Origin of the sequence: Dinoroseobacter sp. PD6 (assembly GCF_028807315.1) — a bacterium.
GTDB classification, from domain to species: Bacteria; Pseudomonadota; Alphaproteobacteria; order Rhodobacterales; family Rhodobacteraceae; genus Dinoroseobacter; species Dinoroseobacter shibae.
On record NZ_JARAMN010000003.1, the window covers coordinates 234999 to 250270 of the forward strand.

Genomic DNA, 15272 nt, shown 5'->3' on the forward strand with positions numbered 1-15272 from the left:
GGAGTTTCCTTCCGTTTCAGGGTGTCAGGCGGCGTTGCGGGGCTCCGACAACGCGATATCGGCCAGGGTGGAACGATCGAGGTCGGTGAGAAAGGCGCGTTCCGCCGCACGAAGCCGAGCCTTCAGGCCGCACTGGCGGTCGATCGTGCAACTATGCGGGCCGGAGCCGAAGCATTCCACAATGGGCTGATCCTGTTCCAGCACGGCGATCACGCGTCCAAGGCGCAGCTCCGACGCCGGTTGCGCCAATGTCGCGCCGCCGCCGCCCCCGCGCCGGGTCTCGACGATCCCGGCCCGGGACAGCCGCTGCATGATCTTGCTCAGATGATGGCGCGACAGCTCGAACTCCTCCGCCAGATCTGCCGTGGAGAAGGCACGCTCTGGCGCACTGGCCATGCGCATCAGCATCCGCAGTCCGTAATCGGTGAAGGAGGTCAGGCGCATCGGGTCGCACTCCGTTCAATTGGTATTTACAATGCGTATTAACAGGTCTACCGCTGGATGCAAGGCACTTGACCCCGGAGGCCCGTTTGGCCGAGTTCAAAAAACAAATACCCCGCATTGCCTCGGCGCGCCCCGAAATGACACGCACGGTCATGCGTGATACCGGCCTGGACGAGGCGCAGCTCCGGGAGTTGGTCCACCGCTTCTACAAGAAGGTGCGTGACGACGGCACGCTCGGACCGATCTTTGCGGACCGCATCTCGGACTGGGACCCACATATGGCCCGCATGGTCGATTTCTGGTCCTCGGTCGCACTGATGACCGGGCGGTATCACGGTGCACCTGTGCCGGCGCATACGGGCCTGCCGGTCACGCGGGCGCATTTCGATCACTGGCTCATGCTCTTCCGCGAGACTGCGCGCGAGGTCTGCACGCCGCAAGGCGCGGACCACGTCATCTCCCGCGCCGAACGCATTGCGCGGTCTCTGCACATGGCTGTGCAGAATGCTCAAGCCATCTGCCCCCATGCCATCCCAAGCCTGCAGTGACGAAAGGACGTCATCATGACTGACCAGCCTCCCCTCCACGATCCAGCCGAGCTGACCCGCTACATCGAGACACGGTATCACGCCCGTCACCGAGATCAGCTGCCGCTGCTGGCGGAATTGTCCGCGATGGTCGAAGCGGTGCATATCGATGATCCTCGTGCGCCTGCCGGGCTTGCCGCAGTGCTCGATCGCATGATCGGTGACATGGAAGTTCACATGAAAAAAGAGGAGTTGATCCTGTTTCCCGCCATTCGCAACGGGGGCGGCCCTGGTATCGAAAACCCCATCGCCGCGATGCGCGCCGATCACGATAACCATGCGTTCGAGCTGTCCGAGATCCGGCGTATCACGGGTGGTCCGGACCTGCCCGACGATGCCTGCGGAAGCTGGACGCGCCTTTACATGGGTCTCGAAGAGTTCATGGACGATCTGCAGGAGCATATCCGGCTGGAGAACGACGTGCTGTTTCCGCAGTTCGAGAGGAAAACGCGGCTGGAGGCCTGAGAACAGGCCGCAGAGGGAGTCTGGGCGGTCGCGCCCAGGCGCCCGAAGGCCGCCGGGCAGCCGCAGAGGGAAGAGCGCCATGACCGGCGACAGATCAGGTGGATCTAGCGCATTGCCTCATGAGTTGGCGCTGAGAGGCCGCGAACCTTGCGACGCGGCTGCCGAAGGAGCCGATGACGAGCTGCGATGGCGCAAGATCCCATGGGGGGCTTCTGCTGCACCCCCTTGGCACAGCCCGCGAAATCATGGGATCGAAAGCGAAGTTCGACAGAAGGAGCGCGTGACGTGAGGACCACAAGCGAACAGATGCGTGCCTGGACGGGGCCTGCGGTGTTGTCCTACGGGTTCCGACCGTTCTTTTTGGTTGCCGGCCTGTGGGCCGCCGCCGCCATGGTCGCTTGGATCGCCATGCTTTCCGGGCAGGATGTGCTGCCCACTGCGTTCGATCCCGTGTCGTGGCATGCCCATGAGTTCCTGTTCGGGTATCTGGGGGCCGTGGTCGCGGGGTTCATGCTGGCCGCTGTGCCGAACTGGACCGGGCGGCTTCCCCTTGTGGGTTGGCCGCTGGCGGGACTGTTTGCGCTCTGGCTTGCGGGGCGCTTGGCGGTATCGATTTCGGAGGTCCTTCCGGCCCTTGTGGTTGCCGCCGCCGATCTTTCCTTTGCTGTCCTTCTCGCGTTGGCCATGACGCGCGAGATCGTGGCGGGCCGTAACTGGCGCAACCTGACGATCCTGGCGCTTCTGGCCACGTTCATCCTGGCCAATGGCCTGTTTCACTGGGAGGCGGCCCGGGGAGGTTATGCGGCCGGTAGCGCTGGTCTGCGCCTGGGGCTGGCGGCCGGGTTGATGATGATCGCCGTGATCGGGGGACGGATCATTCCGTCATTCACCCGCAACTGGTTGGTCAAGCGGGGCGATACGGTCCTTCCCACGCCGCCCATGCAGGTGTTCGATAAACTGACACTTCTTGTCTTGCTGGGCGCACTGCTGGCCTGGGTGGGCTGGCCGCTGCATATTCTGACTGGTGGGCTACTTGTCGCGGCGGGCCTGCTTCATCTGGCGCGGCTGGCCCGGTGGTCATGGCAACGCACGGCGGCCGAACCGTTGGTCTGGGTGCTGCATCTCGCGTACCTGTTCCTGCCGATGGGGGCGGTCCTGCAGGGTCTGGCGACCCTTTGGCCGGAACTCATCGGCACGGCACCGGCACAGCACGTTTGGATGGCGGGGTGTATCGGGCTGATGACCCTTGCGGTCATGACACGGGCGACCTTGGGCCACACCGGCCGGGCGCTCACAGCGGACAGGGGCACGACGGCGATCTATCTTCTGGTCGTGGCGGCAGTCCTGTTGCGGGCGCTGGCGGGCGTCTGGCCGGCATGGGCAAGCATGTTGCACGCGCTTTCGGCGGTGTTCTGGATCGCGGCTTTCGGGGGTTTCTCGCTGCTCTATGGCGGATTGCTTCTGCGCCCTAAACCAGCCGCATAGGCGCCGGGCCGGACCCGCGACGTGTTTGTGGAGCTGACTGCGACTGACCGACATGGCGCGAGCGCCGCGGGCGTGGTTCGCAACGACGCGTTTACCGTGTCGGAAGATGACGTGTTGACCGGCACCGTGCCGGCCAATGACACGCTGTCCGGTAACCTCACCGGGCTGGGACTGGTCGGTCCGGCCCCCGAGGGCGAAAGGCTGGATCTGGCCAGGGGCGGCACCTTCACCTTCGCACGCGCCCCGGCGCTGCAGGCGCTCGCACAGACAGGACGTTGCCAGTTTTGCCATCGTTGCAATCTTGTTGTTGTTAGGGTACCTTGACCGAAGATCAGTCATCGTTGGGTGCAGGATCAAGTAACGCGCCGTACGTTTGCTGACCGTGTGTCCATCTTGAACATCCGGTGGTCGGCGCCTCGACATTGGGCGCGTTGATCTGCCGCTCGCAGACGCTTTGCCGCGGACCCCCAGCGAGGCCTATCTACCTCGTTTTTATCGGACCAAACCGTCACCTGGGGCCGAGACCCGATCGCGGTTGGTGTCGGCCGCGAGTGCGGGAGCGCTCGTCTGCCAAAGGCATCTACGGCCACGTCGCGCCAGATAGGTGTGCAGGCGAGCTTTGTCATGCTGCATCGGTTACAGCGACCAGGAAAGCGCGTTGGCCCGGGATCGGGCCTGCGCACGTAGTTCGACAAAAGTATGGCGGCGCTTCCTCCGTCAAAGGATTCAGCATGACTTTTCCAGAATGGACGAAACCCGGCATCTACAACGCTCTCGGCGGAGCGATCGCGACATCGATCCTTGGTTTCAACTTCGGTGGCTGGAGCACCGGCGGCAGCGCGCAGTAGATGGCGAAGGACATGGCAGGCGAGGCGATAACCACCGCCATGGTGCCAGTCTGCCTGAGCATGGCAGCGGCCGATCCTGCGCGCGTGGAGAAGACGGCCCTCGTCCAGGAAGCGTCGACATTCAACCGCAGCAGGGTCTTGATGGACACCGGCTGGGCAACCTTGCCCGGTACCGATACCCTTGTCGCCGAAGTTATCGAGGCGGGCTTCAAGTCCTTGCCAAGCCGGGCAATCAAGGCCACCGCGTCTGGTCGCAGGATCCGACCCAGCCGGACAACGTGGCTCATCCTTGCCCTTGGAGTGCAGGACACGGATGTGCAGGGGCTGGTCATGCCCGTCGGCACCACCTTTGTGGGGGCGACCAGCGGTCACCTCGTCGTCGTTACACAGAACGCACTGCCAAGGCCGGGCGGTGAGATGCGCTTCCAATTGAATTACAGTGCCTTGATGCGGGCAATGGCAGCCCCGGACGTCGAGACGGTTCTTCGCTGTGACCGGCCACCAACGGATGCGTCCTATGCCGTCGCAGACCCTGTACTCGCGCAACACTGACATCACCAATATTGAGGAGGCCAAACCATGGTTAATCGCCCGAAATCGAGTGTATTCAAGACCCAGACGCCCAGAGCGGAAACGCCGATGGACAAGACCACCCGTATTGTCCGCGAAATCGCTGACGAAGAAGCCGAAAAGAGAAGGATCAAGAACGCGCGCTTGCGCAGCGCGCGCCTCGAGCGTGAGGCCAACACGCCGGCAGAACCTGCGAAACCGCCGCGCAAGACGCGGGCTGCCAAAGCGGTCTAGGGTCAGGACCCATTGATTTCCTTGGGATGGCGTGACTCGCGGTCCACAAAACGAGCGGTGAACATGTTTGATCTGTTTTGGCTGACCGACGCCAGATGGCGCGTCTTGAGCCCTTCTTTCCCAAGTCACACGGCAAGCCACGGGTCGATGATCGGCGTGTGCTGAGTGGGATTATCTTAATCAACCGCAATGGCTTGCGGTGGCGCGACGCGCCCGCCGCCTACGGTCCGCACAAGACGCTCTACAACCGTTGGAAGCGCTGGAGCGACAAGGGCATCTTCGCTCGCATGATGGCGGGTCTTGCTGTCGAACACGGCGAGAAGCAGACTGTGATGATCCCCTCTCATCGAAACTGCGTTTCGACTGCCGGGCAGTGGACGCCACCGACCTGAAGGCCCACCGCACAGCGATGAGTTTGGGCGTCAAAAAGTGGGGCGTGGACGCCTGATCACCGCCCGGCAGGGTATTTCCGTAGGAAATGTCCCGAGAGGGAGGCCGCACCGAATGCGGCATGAACACCAAGCTGCACGCCATCTGCGACAGACAAGGACGCCCGCTGAACCTGTTCGTGACCGCTGGCCAGGTCAGCGACTATATCGGCGCACGAGCATTGCTGAGTAGCCTGCCGGATGTCGACTGGCTGCTCGGGGACCGCGGATATGATGCCGACTGGTTTCGAGAAGCGTTAGAGGACAAAGGGATACGCGCCTGCATCCCTGGTCGGAAGCAACGGAAGAAGACCGTCAAATACGACAAGCGCCGCTACAAACGGCGCAACCGGATCGCAATCATGTTCGACAGGCTCAAGGATTGGCGAGGCGTTGCCACCCGCTACGACAGGTGCCCGAAGGTCTTCCTATCAGCCGTCGCCCTCGCAGCAACCTCATTTATTGGCTATGAGGCCTGACCCGAATATCCAACGCGGTCGTAAGAGTGAACTCCTTTTCTTAAAAGCGTTGACAAAGTCATAGCATTCCCGTTCAAGGTCCGACATCCCAGACGTGTTTCGAGCAAGGAGATCGGTCATGAAAGTCCAAACGACAGTACTTCTCGGTACCGCGGTGTCCGCGCTCGTTGCCGTCCAAGCACTGGCGCAGGATATTCCTTCGGAAGTGACGCTGTTCAAGGATGTGAACATCTTCGACGGCAAGAATGACGCGCTTCTCGAGGGGTATGATGTCCTCGTAGTCCGGAACCTGATTCAGCAGATCGCCGAGGATATCCCCGTCTCGGGCACCTATGAGCTTGAAGTGAGCACTGGTGCGCTGGAGCGCGTCGAGACCCTGCCGGGATCGGGCGTCAACGGCTACTCGATCACGATCCGCGATGCGGATGGTGTCGAGACACAGACACAGCAGGTCGCTGTCAACGTGATTGAGGGCGGCGGCAGAACCCTGATGCCGGGCCTGATCGACGCGCATTATCACCTGATGCTCGCGGCCAGCCAGGGGGATAGCTGGCGCCTCGAGCAACCCGATTACACCCATGCAACCATGGTGGTCGAGGCTAACAACCTGCTGCAGCGCGGGTTCACATCTATCCGCGATACGGCTGGTCCGGGCTTCGGGATCAAGAAGGCGGTCGACGAAGGGATGATCCCCGGCCCAAGGATGTACCTGTCCGGCACGCTCATCACCCAGACCTCCGGACACGCGGACCGCACCCTGCCTTTCGAGGAGCCCCGCATCTTCAGCGGCCGCGCGCCCGTGGGTGAGGAAGTGATGAAGCTCGACCGGGTGGTGAATGGCCGTGACGAGGTGCTGGCGGCAACGCGCCAGAACCTCAAGCAAGGCGCAACGCAGATCAAGATCGCCATCGGCGGCGGTGTCTATTCGCTCTACGATCCGTTGGACGTGACGGAGTTCACCGAGGACGAAATCCGGGCGGCTGTCGATGCCGCGTCGGACTGGGGCACCTATGTCACCGCTCACGTCTACACGCCCAAGGGAGTTCTGCGCGGCATAAGGAACGGTTTGAAGACCATCGAGCACGGCCAGTTGATGGACGAAGAAGCCGCCCGCGAAATGGCCGAGCGTGGCGTCTACCTCATCACCCAGCCCTTCGAGGCCGAGGAAAACCTGCGCGCGCTCGCCAACGACATCCAGTGGGCCAAGTACCTGCAAGTCGTCGAAGGCTGGCAGCGCACCGCCGACCTGGTCAAGCAATACGATATCAAGATGGGCTTCGGCACGGACCTGGTCTTTGCGCCGGATACCAACGGGCAGCAGGCCGACTTCCTGGCGCGTTTCGGCAAATGGTTCAGCAATATCGAGATGCTGCGCATGATCACTTCGACCAATGCCGAGATCCTGGCGCTTAGCGGTCCGCGCAACCCGTATCAGGAGGGCCCGCTCGGTGTGATCGAGGAAGGCGCCTACGCGGACATAATCCTCGTGGACGGCAATCCGCTGGAGGATGTCTCCATCCTCGGCAGCAACGGCGCGAACATCCCGCTGGTCATGAAGGACGGCCGGATCTTCAAGAACACGATGAACTGACCCGGGGACGGGTCGCGCCTTCGATTTCCGCTGCCCCGGTCGGGATCATTTCGTTTGCGCATAGACTGCGAATCCAAGTTGCGCCAGCTTACACAACCCAACTCGGAGCTAACATCTTGACCAAGCTTTTCGGAGCCATTCTCGTCCTTGTCGGGGCCCTCATGTTCGTGCCCGGCATCTGGCTGATCGCACTCGGCGGATCGTGGTATTACAGCCTTGCGGGCGCAGGGCTCGCGGCCGCGGGCTTTTACTACTGGAAGGGACAGCTCCAGGGGGCCTGGATTTTCGGGGCGGTATTCGCCGGCACCGCGCTCTGGGCCGTTTGGGAAGTCGGGTTCGAGCTCTGGCCGCTGGTGCCGCGCCTGGTCGCGCCCATGGTGTTGGCCATCCTCGCTGTCCTTCTGGTGCCATCCCTGAACGAGGGGCGCGGACGCAAAGCCAGCCTCGCGGCGGCCGGGGTGCTTGCGCTGGGGATCGCCGGGTTCTTCTGGGGCATGGCCACGCCGCAGAACGTCATCGCCAACGCGGATCCGGTCCCGGTCCGCGAGGTCGCGTCCGACGGCGAGAACTGGACCCATTACGGGCGCACCCCGAGCGGCACGCGCTTTGCGCCCTTCGACCAGATCACGCCCGAGAACGTGGGTGAGTTGGAGGTCGCCTGGACCTTCAACCATGGCGATGCGCCTTCGGGCACGGGGCAGGACCAGAACACGCCGCTCTACGTAGACGGGCTGGTCTATCACTGCTCGCCCAACAACATCGTCAGCGCCATCGACGCGGTCACCGGCGCGCAGGTCTGGCAGTTCGATCCCGAGGCCAGCTCTCCCCTGTGGCAGCGCTGCCGGGGCGTGACCTATTACGAGCCATCGCTTCTCGACGACGCTCCCGGGGACGGCAGCTGTGCTGCGCGCATCGTGCTCAGTTCTGTCGATGCGCGGTTGATCCAGATCGACGCCAAGACCGGCGCGCTCTGCACCTCTTTCGGCGACGGCGGCGCGGTGGACCTGACGCGCAACATGGGCGAGGTGCGCCCTGGCTTTTATTTCCCGACCTCGGCGCCCACGGTGATGGGCGACCGGATCATCCTCGGCGGCTGGGTCTGGGACGGCATGGCCGTGGACGAACCCTCCGGCGTAGTGCGCGCCTTCGACGGACGCACCGGCGAGATCGCCTGGGCGTGGGATATCGGCAATCCGGCCATCGACACCGTTCCGCCCGCGGGCGAGACCTATACCCGCGGCACGCCAAACGTCTGGTCCACCCCGGCCTTCGACGCAGCACTCGGCCTCGTCTACCTGCCCACGGGCAATGCGCAGCCGGATTTTTACGGCTCTTCGCGTATCGAGGCGGCGAATGACTGGAACTCCTCCATCGTCGCGCTGGATGTCGAGACCGGCAAAGTGGTCTGGAGTTTCCAGACAACCTACCGCGACATCTGGGACTACGATGTGCCGGCCCAGCCGATGCTCTATGACGTGACCACCGAGACCGGCGAGGTCGTGCCCGCCCTGATCCAGGTGACCAAGCGCAGCCAGACCTTCGTGCTGGACCGGCGCGACGGCACCCCGATCGCAGAGGTGCGCGACCTGCCCGTGCCCACGACCGGCGGGGTGGAGCCCGAGTACCTGTCGCCGGTGCAGCCCTACTCCGTGGACATGCCGGTTATCGGGGCGGAGCCCTTGACCGAGGCGCGGATGTGGGGGGCCACCCCGCTCGATCACCTTTATTGCCGCATCCGTTTCCGGCAGGCGTATTACGTGGGCGATTTCACACCCATGTCCGAACAGGGCACGCTGATCTGGCCGGGCTATTTCGGGGGCATGAACTGGGGCACGGGCACCATCGACGAGGCCCGCGGCCTGCTGATCGTGAACGACACAAGGGTCGCGCATCTGCTGCAACTGATCCCACGTCAAGAGGCTGATGCCCTGGGCGTCGAAGTCGTCGGCCCCCATGACGGGCTGGCGCCGCAGGATGGGGCGCCGTTCGGGGCGATGCGCTCGAATTTCTTCTCCTTCGTAGGGGTCCCTTGTCAGGAGCCGCCCTATGGCACGATGACCGCCATCGACCTGACGAACCGGTCGATTCTGTGGCAACGGCCCGTGGGCACCATCGAGGAGACCGGTCCCTTCGGCATCCGCACCGGCTGGCGCATGCCCGTGGGCCTGCCGCTGGTGGGCGGGCCGATCTCCACCGCGAGCGGCCTGACCTTCTACTCGGGCACGCAGGACTATTACCTGCGGGCGTTCTCATCCGAGACCGGCGAAGAGCTGTGGCGCGGGGCGCTCCCGCTCGGCTCGCAATCCACGCCGATGTCCTATATCGGGCCAGATGGGCGTCAGTATGTCGTTGTCACCGTAGGCGGCCTGAACGATATCATGGGACGCGGCGATATCGTGATGGCCTTTGCCCTGCCAGAGGAGTGAAAGGGCCTGGGCGGTGTGGTCGCATGTGAAGATCGGTTGGCAAAGGACGTGACATGAGCGAGACCCAGACATCCCCGCCTTCCGGAGGCAGCCCGGCCAGAACCGTTGCGCTGGTGGTTGTCGTGGCGCTGGTGTTGATCGCGGGGCTTTATGCGCTGATGGATCGCTATGTGCCCAGCAGCCCGCGCGGGATTGTGTCGGCCAACGTGGTGCAGATCGCTCCGCGGGTCTCGGGCACGATCACCCGCGTTCATGTGGCCGACGATGCGATCGTTGAGGCGGGCGATCCGCTCTTCTCGCTCGATCCTCGCCCGTTCGAGCTGGCGGTGCGGCAGGCCGAGGCGAATCTGAACACCGCGCTTCAGACCGTAGATGCCTCGGGCGCGTCGCTGGTCGCGGCACAGGCCGCCGTCACCCAGGCCCGCACCGCGCTTGAAAACACTCAGGCCGAGGCCGACCGGACCTTTCAGCTGGAAGAGCGCGGCATCGTGGCCACCGCCCGCGGCGATGACGCCCGCGCCGCGGTCGAGTCCGCTCAGGCCCAGCTGGATCAGGCGGAGGCCAATCTCGACAGCGCACGAGCGCAGCTTGGCCCCGAGGGTGCAGACAACCCCACCATCCAGGCCGCCACGGCACAACTGGAACAGGCGCAGTATGACCTGGCCTCGACCACGGTGACCGCGCCGCACCTTGGGGTTGTAACCAACGTGACCTTGTCGGAGGGGCAGTTCATCGGGGCAGGAAGCCCGGCCTTGACCTTCATCGACGCCGAGGCCGGTTGGATCACCGTCGATCTGCGCGAGAACCAGCTTCAGAAGATCGAGGCGGGAGATCCGGCCCGCGTCTTGTTCGATGCGCTTCCGGGGCGGATTTTCGAAGGACGGGTCCAGAGTATCGCCTGGGGTATCGCGCCAAGGCGCACGGTGCAGGGCGGGTTGGTTGCGAACCAGCAGACGACCCAGTGGTTCGAGCCGGCGCGCACAATCCCCGTGCGGATCGAGCTGGAAGGCGGGATGGAGAACTGGCCCTATGCCGTCCGCGTCGGCGGCAAGGTCCATGCGGTGATCTTTTCCGAGAGCGAAACCGGCCCCATCGCCTGGGTGGCGCGCGGGTTGCAACGGCTGCGCTCCTGGCTCAGCTACCTGCACTGAGGGGGCTGCGATGTACGTCGCCCCCCGCCCCGATGCCGCCGAGGACCCGCTTTACGGCATCCGCCTGGGGCTGACCGGTGCGCTCGCCTTTGCGGCGATACCGCTGCTGGATCCGGTGATGCCAACCATCGTCGCGGCTCTGCCCGTTGGCCTGATCGCGGCACAGCGGCGGGCCTTCTCTCCGGTCCGGGTCTTCGCCGGGCCTATCGCGGCCTGCATCATGGCTGTGCTGATGGCATGGTTCGTGGTCTGGCTCCAGCCTATGGCGGTGGTTTATGCCGGGGCAATGTGGCTTGTCTATTTTGTGGGCTTCGGGCTGATCCTGCGGACCGGGGCGGCGCCAGGCATGCTCATCGTGATCATGGGCGTGCTGTTTTCGGTTATCGGCATGAGCGGGGCTGCTGCGGTCGAGGTGCTGCGCAACCAGTTCATCCTGGGGGCGCTGCTGACCCTGGTAATCGCGCCTCTGGTCTATGCGATCTGTCCCACGCGCACGGCGGCGCCGCAGGTCGATGCGCCGCGGCCCGAACAGGGCAACGTGGTCGTCGGTGCCGCGATCCGGGCATTCGTCCTTCTGGGACTGAGCTTCTGGCTCTATGCGGTGATGCCGCCCTCTGACATCATGATGGCGATCATGGCGGCGCTGGTGCTGGTCTTCCCGACCCGCCGGGCGGTCTTCTTCGAAGCGGGCCAGCGCATGCGCGCGACGCTCTACGGCAGTGCACTAGCGGCGATCATTCTCGGGGTATTCCTGCTCTCACCGCACCTGCCGATCCTGCTCGGGCTGATCTTCCTCGCCGGGCTCTGGGTGGGGCAACGGATGCTCTTCGACCCGCGGCCCCATTTCGCCTATCAGAACGCCTATCCGGCGGCGATGGCGCTGGTGGCCGGGGCGCTGAGCACGCAAGACCCCGGTGCGGCCATCCTGTCCCGCGTGGTGCTGACTTTGGTCGGAGCGTTCACCGCAGCCTATGCCGTAGCCCTGCTCGACCAGCTCACCGGCTGGCGTCAGGACCCCGGCCCCGCAGGCACCGCACAAGCGTCCTCAGCCGGAGGATAGAGCTCGCCGTGCGCAACTCGCCACATACGATGCGCGCCTATCATGTTGTCATATGTGCGATTTGATCCCGCGCGCTCCATCCTTGCGCGTTGTCGTGAGATGCAGGGGGGATTCCAAGCCATCACCCCCTGCGGCAGGCACCGTTACTCTGCTTGGACGCTAAAAGAATATGTGACACCAGCTCGGGTTTCGATCCGCAGCGTGCGCTCCTCGACCCTGTACGATGTCGCCTGCGAGAGATCCGCCGCCATTTGTGGGACAGGGTCCGCGGCACATGCCATGCGGGTGAGGGCCACCGGTCCGACGCTCAGCGCACCCGCACTGTTCGTCTCCGGCTCGGCCTCCCAGGTCCCCCGTCCGCGATTGCAGTCCGCGCGCAGCACGAGGCCGCCATCGGCCAGAAAGCCGATCGTGTGATGCCCGGTTTTCTCGATCTCGGCTTCACCAACCTGAACCAGTTCCCACACACCGGCCACAAGTGCTGCGCCTCCGGGCACCGCGGTGCAGATCACGGGATCGGTGCCGGTGCTTTCCCATCTGAGCTCGTCGCCTTGCCCCCGCAAAGTGCCGGGGGTGCCCGAGTAGACAAACCCGGAGCCCGAAGGCTGCGCTTCAAGCGTGACCTCCATGGTGACCCGTACGCTGTCCTGTCCAAATTCGGCGACGAGGCTGCGCCCATCGTTACAGGTGAATGGAACGGCTTCCATCGACTGAGCGCTGACGGTCGTGGCGGCAAAGGTCGTCGCTATGAAGACGACGCAGGCGATACGTGGGAGGATCATGGTACTTTCCTTTGCGGTTGTCGGGCCATTCTGTCAGAATGCGGCGCGCAGCCGCAGACCGAACAGGGCGATGGTGTCCTTGTCGGGGTTCAGGGCGGGGTTCTGGATGATCTGCACGCTCGGCGTGATTTCGATCCCCTCGGTCAGTTGCCAGCGGCTGAACGCCTCCACCGTCCATTGATCGTCCAGATCGACCCCGAACGTGTCGTCGTTCGGGCGGCTCCAGTTCACGCCAAGGCCGGTCAGTTGGCGACCGGGGTTTTGGGTGTAGCCGACGCCGACACTGAGTGCCGCCTCGTAGAGGCTGCCGCCCGCATCGGCCCAGCCGCCGCGCACAAATGGCAGCCATGTGTTTTCGATACCGCGAGTATAAGAGAAGGCGATGCCGTAGCCATCGTCACTGCCGGCCTTGGTGCGCTCGTCGATTTGCCATAGGGTCACATGGGCGTTGTCGATGAAGAGCGCCTTCGGTCCGGAAGTCCAACCCAGTTCCAGAGATTTGAAGGTCTCACCCTCGTCGAACAGGGTATCGAAGCCGCCCAGCAGGTCCGTGGCGTCCCCGTTGGCGTCCACGATCCCAACCGCCGCATAGACCCTGTCGGTCAGGAATCCGGCCGCGACCGCACCCAAGGCACCATCAGGCAGGCCGCCGATGGTGCCGGAGCCGGTCTGGAACGCCAAGTTGGAAAACCCGGTCCAAGGGCTCGCCAAGGCAAAGACATCGACATAGTCGGTCACGTCGAGCCATCCGACTGATACCACGGCCTGTCCATCCGCGAGATTCTGCTGCCAGTAGAGGTTCGTGGCCCGCCATCCCTGGTCGTTGAAGACCGAATTGACCAGCCCGACATAGCCAAGCTCGGTGCCGAAATCCGTCACTGCGAGATCGCCATAGGCGTGGCGCTGTTCCAGCTTGAACACGAGGTTACCGGTGTTGGGGCCGTCCCTGCCAACCAGGGCCCATTTCCCGAAAGCGCGAAACACGCCGCTGCCGGCGGTCCGGTCGCCAGGGCTGGAACTGGCCCGGAAACCCAGGGCATTGTAATCGAACCCGAGGGTCAGCCCGGTGCGGGCTTCGAGGTCGGATTTCCACTGGGTCCACCCCTCCTGGATGTCGACGGCGAGCAGGCTGTCCTTGTCCTGCGCGTCATAGCTCAGTGTGCTCGGAGTTGCGGAAGGCCCCGACAAGGTTTCTGCCACGTTCGCGGCCTGCGCGAGGCTCGAAGGCCCGAATGCTAACAACACAGTGGATGCGGCAAGCGAGGGGAGCCGCAGAGACCGGCATGGCGGCGTCGCGGGGCATGTGTCGGGGGGTGGAAAAGCGGTTGGCATCGGTCTGCTCACAGGATGTTCTTGTGGATCACGCCACCCTTCATGATCAGGGCCAGCGAGGTTTCGGGGGTCGTGAGGATCGAGATGTCGTCCAGCGGGTTGCCGTTCACCAGCAACAGGTCGCCATAGGCCCCGGGTTCAATCACCCCGAGCGGTCCTGCCTGGTAGGGATGGCGCGCTCCGCTGCGCGCGAACAACTCGGCATTGCCCGAGGTGGCCTGCATCAGGATCTCGGTCGGGGTGTAATAGGCAGTGCGCGCGACGAATTCGAGCGACTGGAACGGGCCTTTGTCGATGGTGCCGAGAATGTCGGTCCCCCAGGCAACTTTCAGGCCAAACGCCTTGGCCCGCTCATACCCTTCGGTGGCGCCCGCCTTGGCTTGCAGGAATTTCGGCAAAGCATCGCCGGTCAGCCCTGTGTCCTCCGGATTGGCGGCATAGGTCAGGTACTGGGTCGAGAAGAAGACATCCTTGTCCTTCATCATCTGCATGGATTCTTCCGAGGCGAACAGTCCATGCTCGACCGAGCGCACGCCGGCGGTCAGGGCGTTCTGGACCGAGGCGTCGGAATAGGCATGGATCTTCGCGTAGGTGCCCCATTTTTGCGCCTCGGCCACGATGGCTTGCAACTCCTCGAGGGTGAATTCCGTCACGTCGAGCGGGTCATGCGCCCCGGTGATCGAGCCGCTGCCCATGATCTTGATCTGGGTTGCGCCGTAGCGCAGGGCCTCGCGTGTCGCCTTCATCACCTCCGCCTTGCCGTCAGCGGTGATCGTCCAGCCACGCAGATAGGCCGGGTCGAGCTGGCCGGTGAAATGCGGCGAAAGGTAATTCATCCGCGGCTCGAAATCGCCATGCCCGGAGGTTTGAGAGATGAAGAAGCCCGAGGGAAGGATGCGGGGGCCCGCAATGACGCCTGCGTCAATGGCGCGTTTCAGGCCAAAGGCGGGCCCGCCCGCGTCGCGAACAGTGGTGAAGCCGCGCATCAGCATCCGCCGCGCGCCTTCGGCCGCCATCACCCCGGTGTATTCATGGGGCGAGCCGTAGATCAGCTCCTCGATCTCGTCATGCCACATGATATGCGTGTGCGCGTCGGTCAGGCCAGGCGTCAGCGTGAGGCCTGTCGCGTCGATCACTGTAGCCTCTTGCGCCGACAGGCCCGCGCCCACGGCTGCGATCATCCCGTCCTCGACCAACACATCCACGCCGGTGATCAGATCGGGGGCGCGTCCGTCGAAGATCGCGGCCCCCTTGATGAGTGTGGCAGCCGGGCTTGCGGCCTCCTGGGCCCGCAGGGGCAGGGCGGCCGTTAGTCCAAGCGCCCCGGCGCCGCCCAGAAGGGCGCGGCGGCTGACTGTGTTGGGTCTGGTGGTGGTCATGGGGGAGTGGT

Annotated in this window: 14 protein-coding genes and 1 pseudogene; 11 read left to right on the plus strand and 4 right to left on the minus strand. The window is 64.1% G+C overall.

Annotated features, from left to right (window positions below; translation table 11 throughout):
- Positions 1-24: 24 nt before the first annotated feature.
- Positions 25-444 (minus strand): RrF2 family transcriptional regulator, encoded by a 420-nt coding sequence (locus PVW48_RS06820; RefSeq protein WP_274580801.1) that lies wholly within the window; start codon positions 442-444, stop codon positions 25-27.
- Between the two features lie 152 nt (positions 445-596).
- Between PVW48_RS06820 and PVW48_RS06825 the strand changes: the two genes are divergently transcribed.
- The 11 genes and pseudogenes from PVW48_RS06825 (at position 597) to PVW48_RS06875 (ending at position 11768) form a co-directional block, all read left to right on the plus strand.
- The gene (locus PVW48_RS06825) at positions 597-992 is read left to right on the plus strand and encodes a group III truncated hemoglobin (protein WP_274580802.1); all 396 of its coding nucleotides are present in this window, start codon (positions 597-599) and stop codon (positions 990-992) included.
- A gap of 15 nt (positions 993-1007) precedes the next feature.
- Positions 1008-1496, plus strand: coding sequence for a hemerythrin domain-containing protein (locus PVW48_RS06830; RefSeq protein WP_274580803.1), 489 nt, complete (start codon positions 1008-1010; stop codon positions 1494-1496).
- Positions 1497-1781: 285 nt separating this feature from the next.
- The gene (locus tag PVW48_RS06835; RefSeq protein ID WP_274580804.1) at positions 1782-2981 is read left to right on the plus strand and encodes an NnrS family protein; all 1200 of its coding nucleotides are present in this window, start codon (positions 1782-1784) and stop codon (positions 2979-2981) included.
- A gap of 72 nt (positions 2982-3053) precedes the next feature.
- Positions 3054-3305 carry a hypothetical protein gene (locus tag PVW48_RS06840; RefSeq protein ID WP_274580805.1) on the plus strand — a complete coding sequence of 84 codons (252 nt, stop codon included), beginning with the start codon at positions 3054-3056 and terminating at the stop codon, positions 3303-3305.
- A 524-nt stretch (positions 3306-3829) separates the two neighbouring features.
- Positions 3830-4381 (plus strand): hypothetical protein, encoded by a 552-nt coding sequence (locus PVW48_RS06845; protein ID WP_274580806.1) that lies wholly within the window; start codon positions 3830-3832, stop codon positions 4379-4381.
- Positions 4382-4468: 87 nt separating this feature from the next.
- Positions 4469-4633: a hypothetical protein gene (locus tag PVW48_RS06850; protein ID WP_157865321.1), complete on the plus strand. Its 165-nt coding sequence runs from the start codon at positions 4469-4471 to the stop codon at positions 4631-4633.
- 63 nt (positions 4634-4696) lie between these two features.
- A pseudogene (locus tag PVW48_RS06855) lies at positions 4697-5533 on the plus strand (IS5 family transposase).
- Between the two features lie 125 nt (positions 5534-5658).
- Complete coding sequence (locus tag PVW48_RS06860) at positions 5659-7131, plus strand: metal-dependent hydrolase family protein (protein ID WP_274580807.1); 1473 nt, start codon at positions 5659-5661, stop codon at positions 7129-7131.
- Between the two features lie 116 nt (positions 7132-7247).
- Positions 7248-9557, plus strand: coding sequence for a membrane-bound PQQ-dependent dehydrogenase, glucose/quinate/shikimate family (locus tag PVW48_RS06865; protein WP_274580808.1), 2310 nt, complete (start codon positions 7248-7250; stop codon positions 9555-9557).
- Positions 9558-9610: 53 nt separating this feature from the next.
- The gene (locus PVW48_RS06870) at positions 9611-10708 is read left to right on the plus strand and encodes an HlyD family secretion protein (RefSeq protein ID WP_012178960.1); all 1098 of its coding nucleotides are present in this window, start codon (positions 9611-9613) and stop codon (positions 10706-10708) included.
- A 10-nt stretch (positions 10709-10718) separates the two neighbouring features.
- A complete protein-coding gene (locus tag PVW48_RS06875; protein WP_274580809.1) occupies positions 10719-11768 on the plus strand; it encodes an FUSC family protein in 1050 nt (349 codons plus the stop codon).
- A 143-nt stretch (positions 11769-11911) separates the two neighbouring features.
- On the opposite strand, the gene PVW48_RS06880 is transcribed toward PVW48_RS06875, so the two are convergent.
- The 3 genes from PVW48_RS06880 to PVW48_RS06890 form a co-directional block, all read right to left on the minus strand.
- Positions 11912-12550 carry an META domain-containing protein gene (locus PVW48_RS06880; protein ID WP_274580810.1) on the minus strand — a complete coding sequence of 213 codons (639 nt, stop codon included), beginning with the start codon at positions 12548-12550 and terminating at the stop codon, positions 11912-11914.
- Positions 12551-12583: 33 nt separating this feature from the next.
- Positions 12584-13750, minus strand: coding sequence for a carbohydrate porin (locus PVW48_RS06885; RefSeq protein WP_050757841.1), 1167 nt, complete (start codon positions 13748-13750; stop codon positions 12584-12586).
- 140 nt (positions 13751-13890) lie between these two features.
- Positions 13891-15261: a metal-dependent hydrolase family protein gene (locus PVW48_RS06890; RefSeq protein WP_274580811.1), complete on the minus strand. Its 1371-nt coding sequence runs from the start codon at positions 15259-15261 to the stop codon at positions 13891-13893.
- Between the last annotated feature and the right edge of the window lie 11 nt (positions 15262-15272).

Bases quoted from the DNA above. Each gene is read 5' to 3' on its own strand.
- PVW48_RS06820 (WP_274580801.1), bottom strand. From the start codon at position 444: ATGCGCCTGACCTCCTTCACCGATTACGGACTGCGGATGCTGATGCGC.
- PVW48_RS06825 (WP_274580802.1), top strand. From the start codon at position 597: ATGCGTGATACCGGCCTGGACGAGGCGCAGCTCCGGGAGTTGGTCCAC.
- PVW48_RS06830 (WP_274580803.1), top strand. From the start codon at position 1,008: ATGACTGACCAGCCTCCCCTCCACGATCCAGCCGAGCTGACCCGCTAC.
- PVW48_RS06845 (WP_274580806.1), top strand. From the start codon at position 3,830: ATGGCGAAGGACATGGCAGGCGAGGCGATAACCACCGCCATGGTGCCA.
- PVW48_RS06850 (WP_157865321.1), top strand. From the start codon at position 4,469: ATGGACAAGACCACCCGTATTGTCCGCGAAATCGCTGACGAAGAAGCC.
- PVW48_RS06860 (WP_274580807.1), top strand. From the start codon at position 5,659: ATGAAAGTCCAAACGACAGTACTTCTCGGTACCGCGGTGTCCGCGCTC.
- PVW48_RS06870 (WP_012178960.1), top strand. From the start codon at position 9,611: ATGAGCGAGACCCAGACATCCCCGCCTTCCGGAGGCAGCCCGGCCAGA.
- PVW48_RS06875 (WP_274580809.1), top strand. From the start codon at position 10,719: ATGTACGTCGCCCCCCGCCCCGATGCCGCCGAGGACCCGCTTTACGGC.
- PVW48_RS06880 (WP_274580810.1), bottom strand. From the start codon at position 12,550: ATGATCCTCCCACGTATCGCCTGCGTCGTCTTCATAGCGACGACCTTT.
- PVW48_RS06890 (WP_274580811.1), bottom strand. From the start codon at position 15,261: ATGACCACCACCAGACCCAACACAGTCAGCCGCCGCGCCCTTCTGGGC.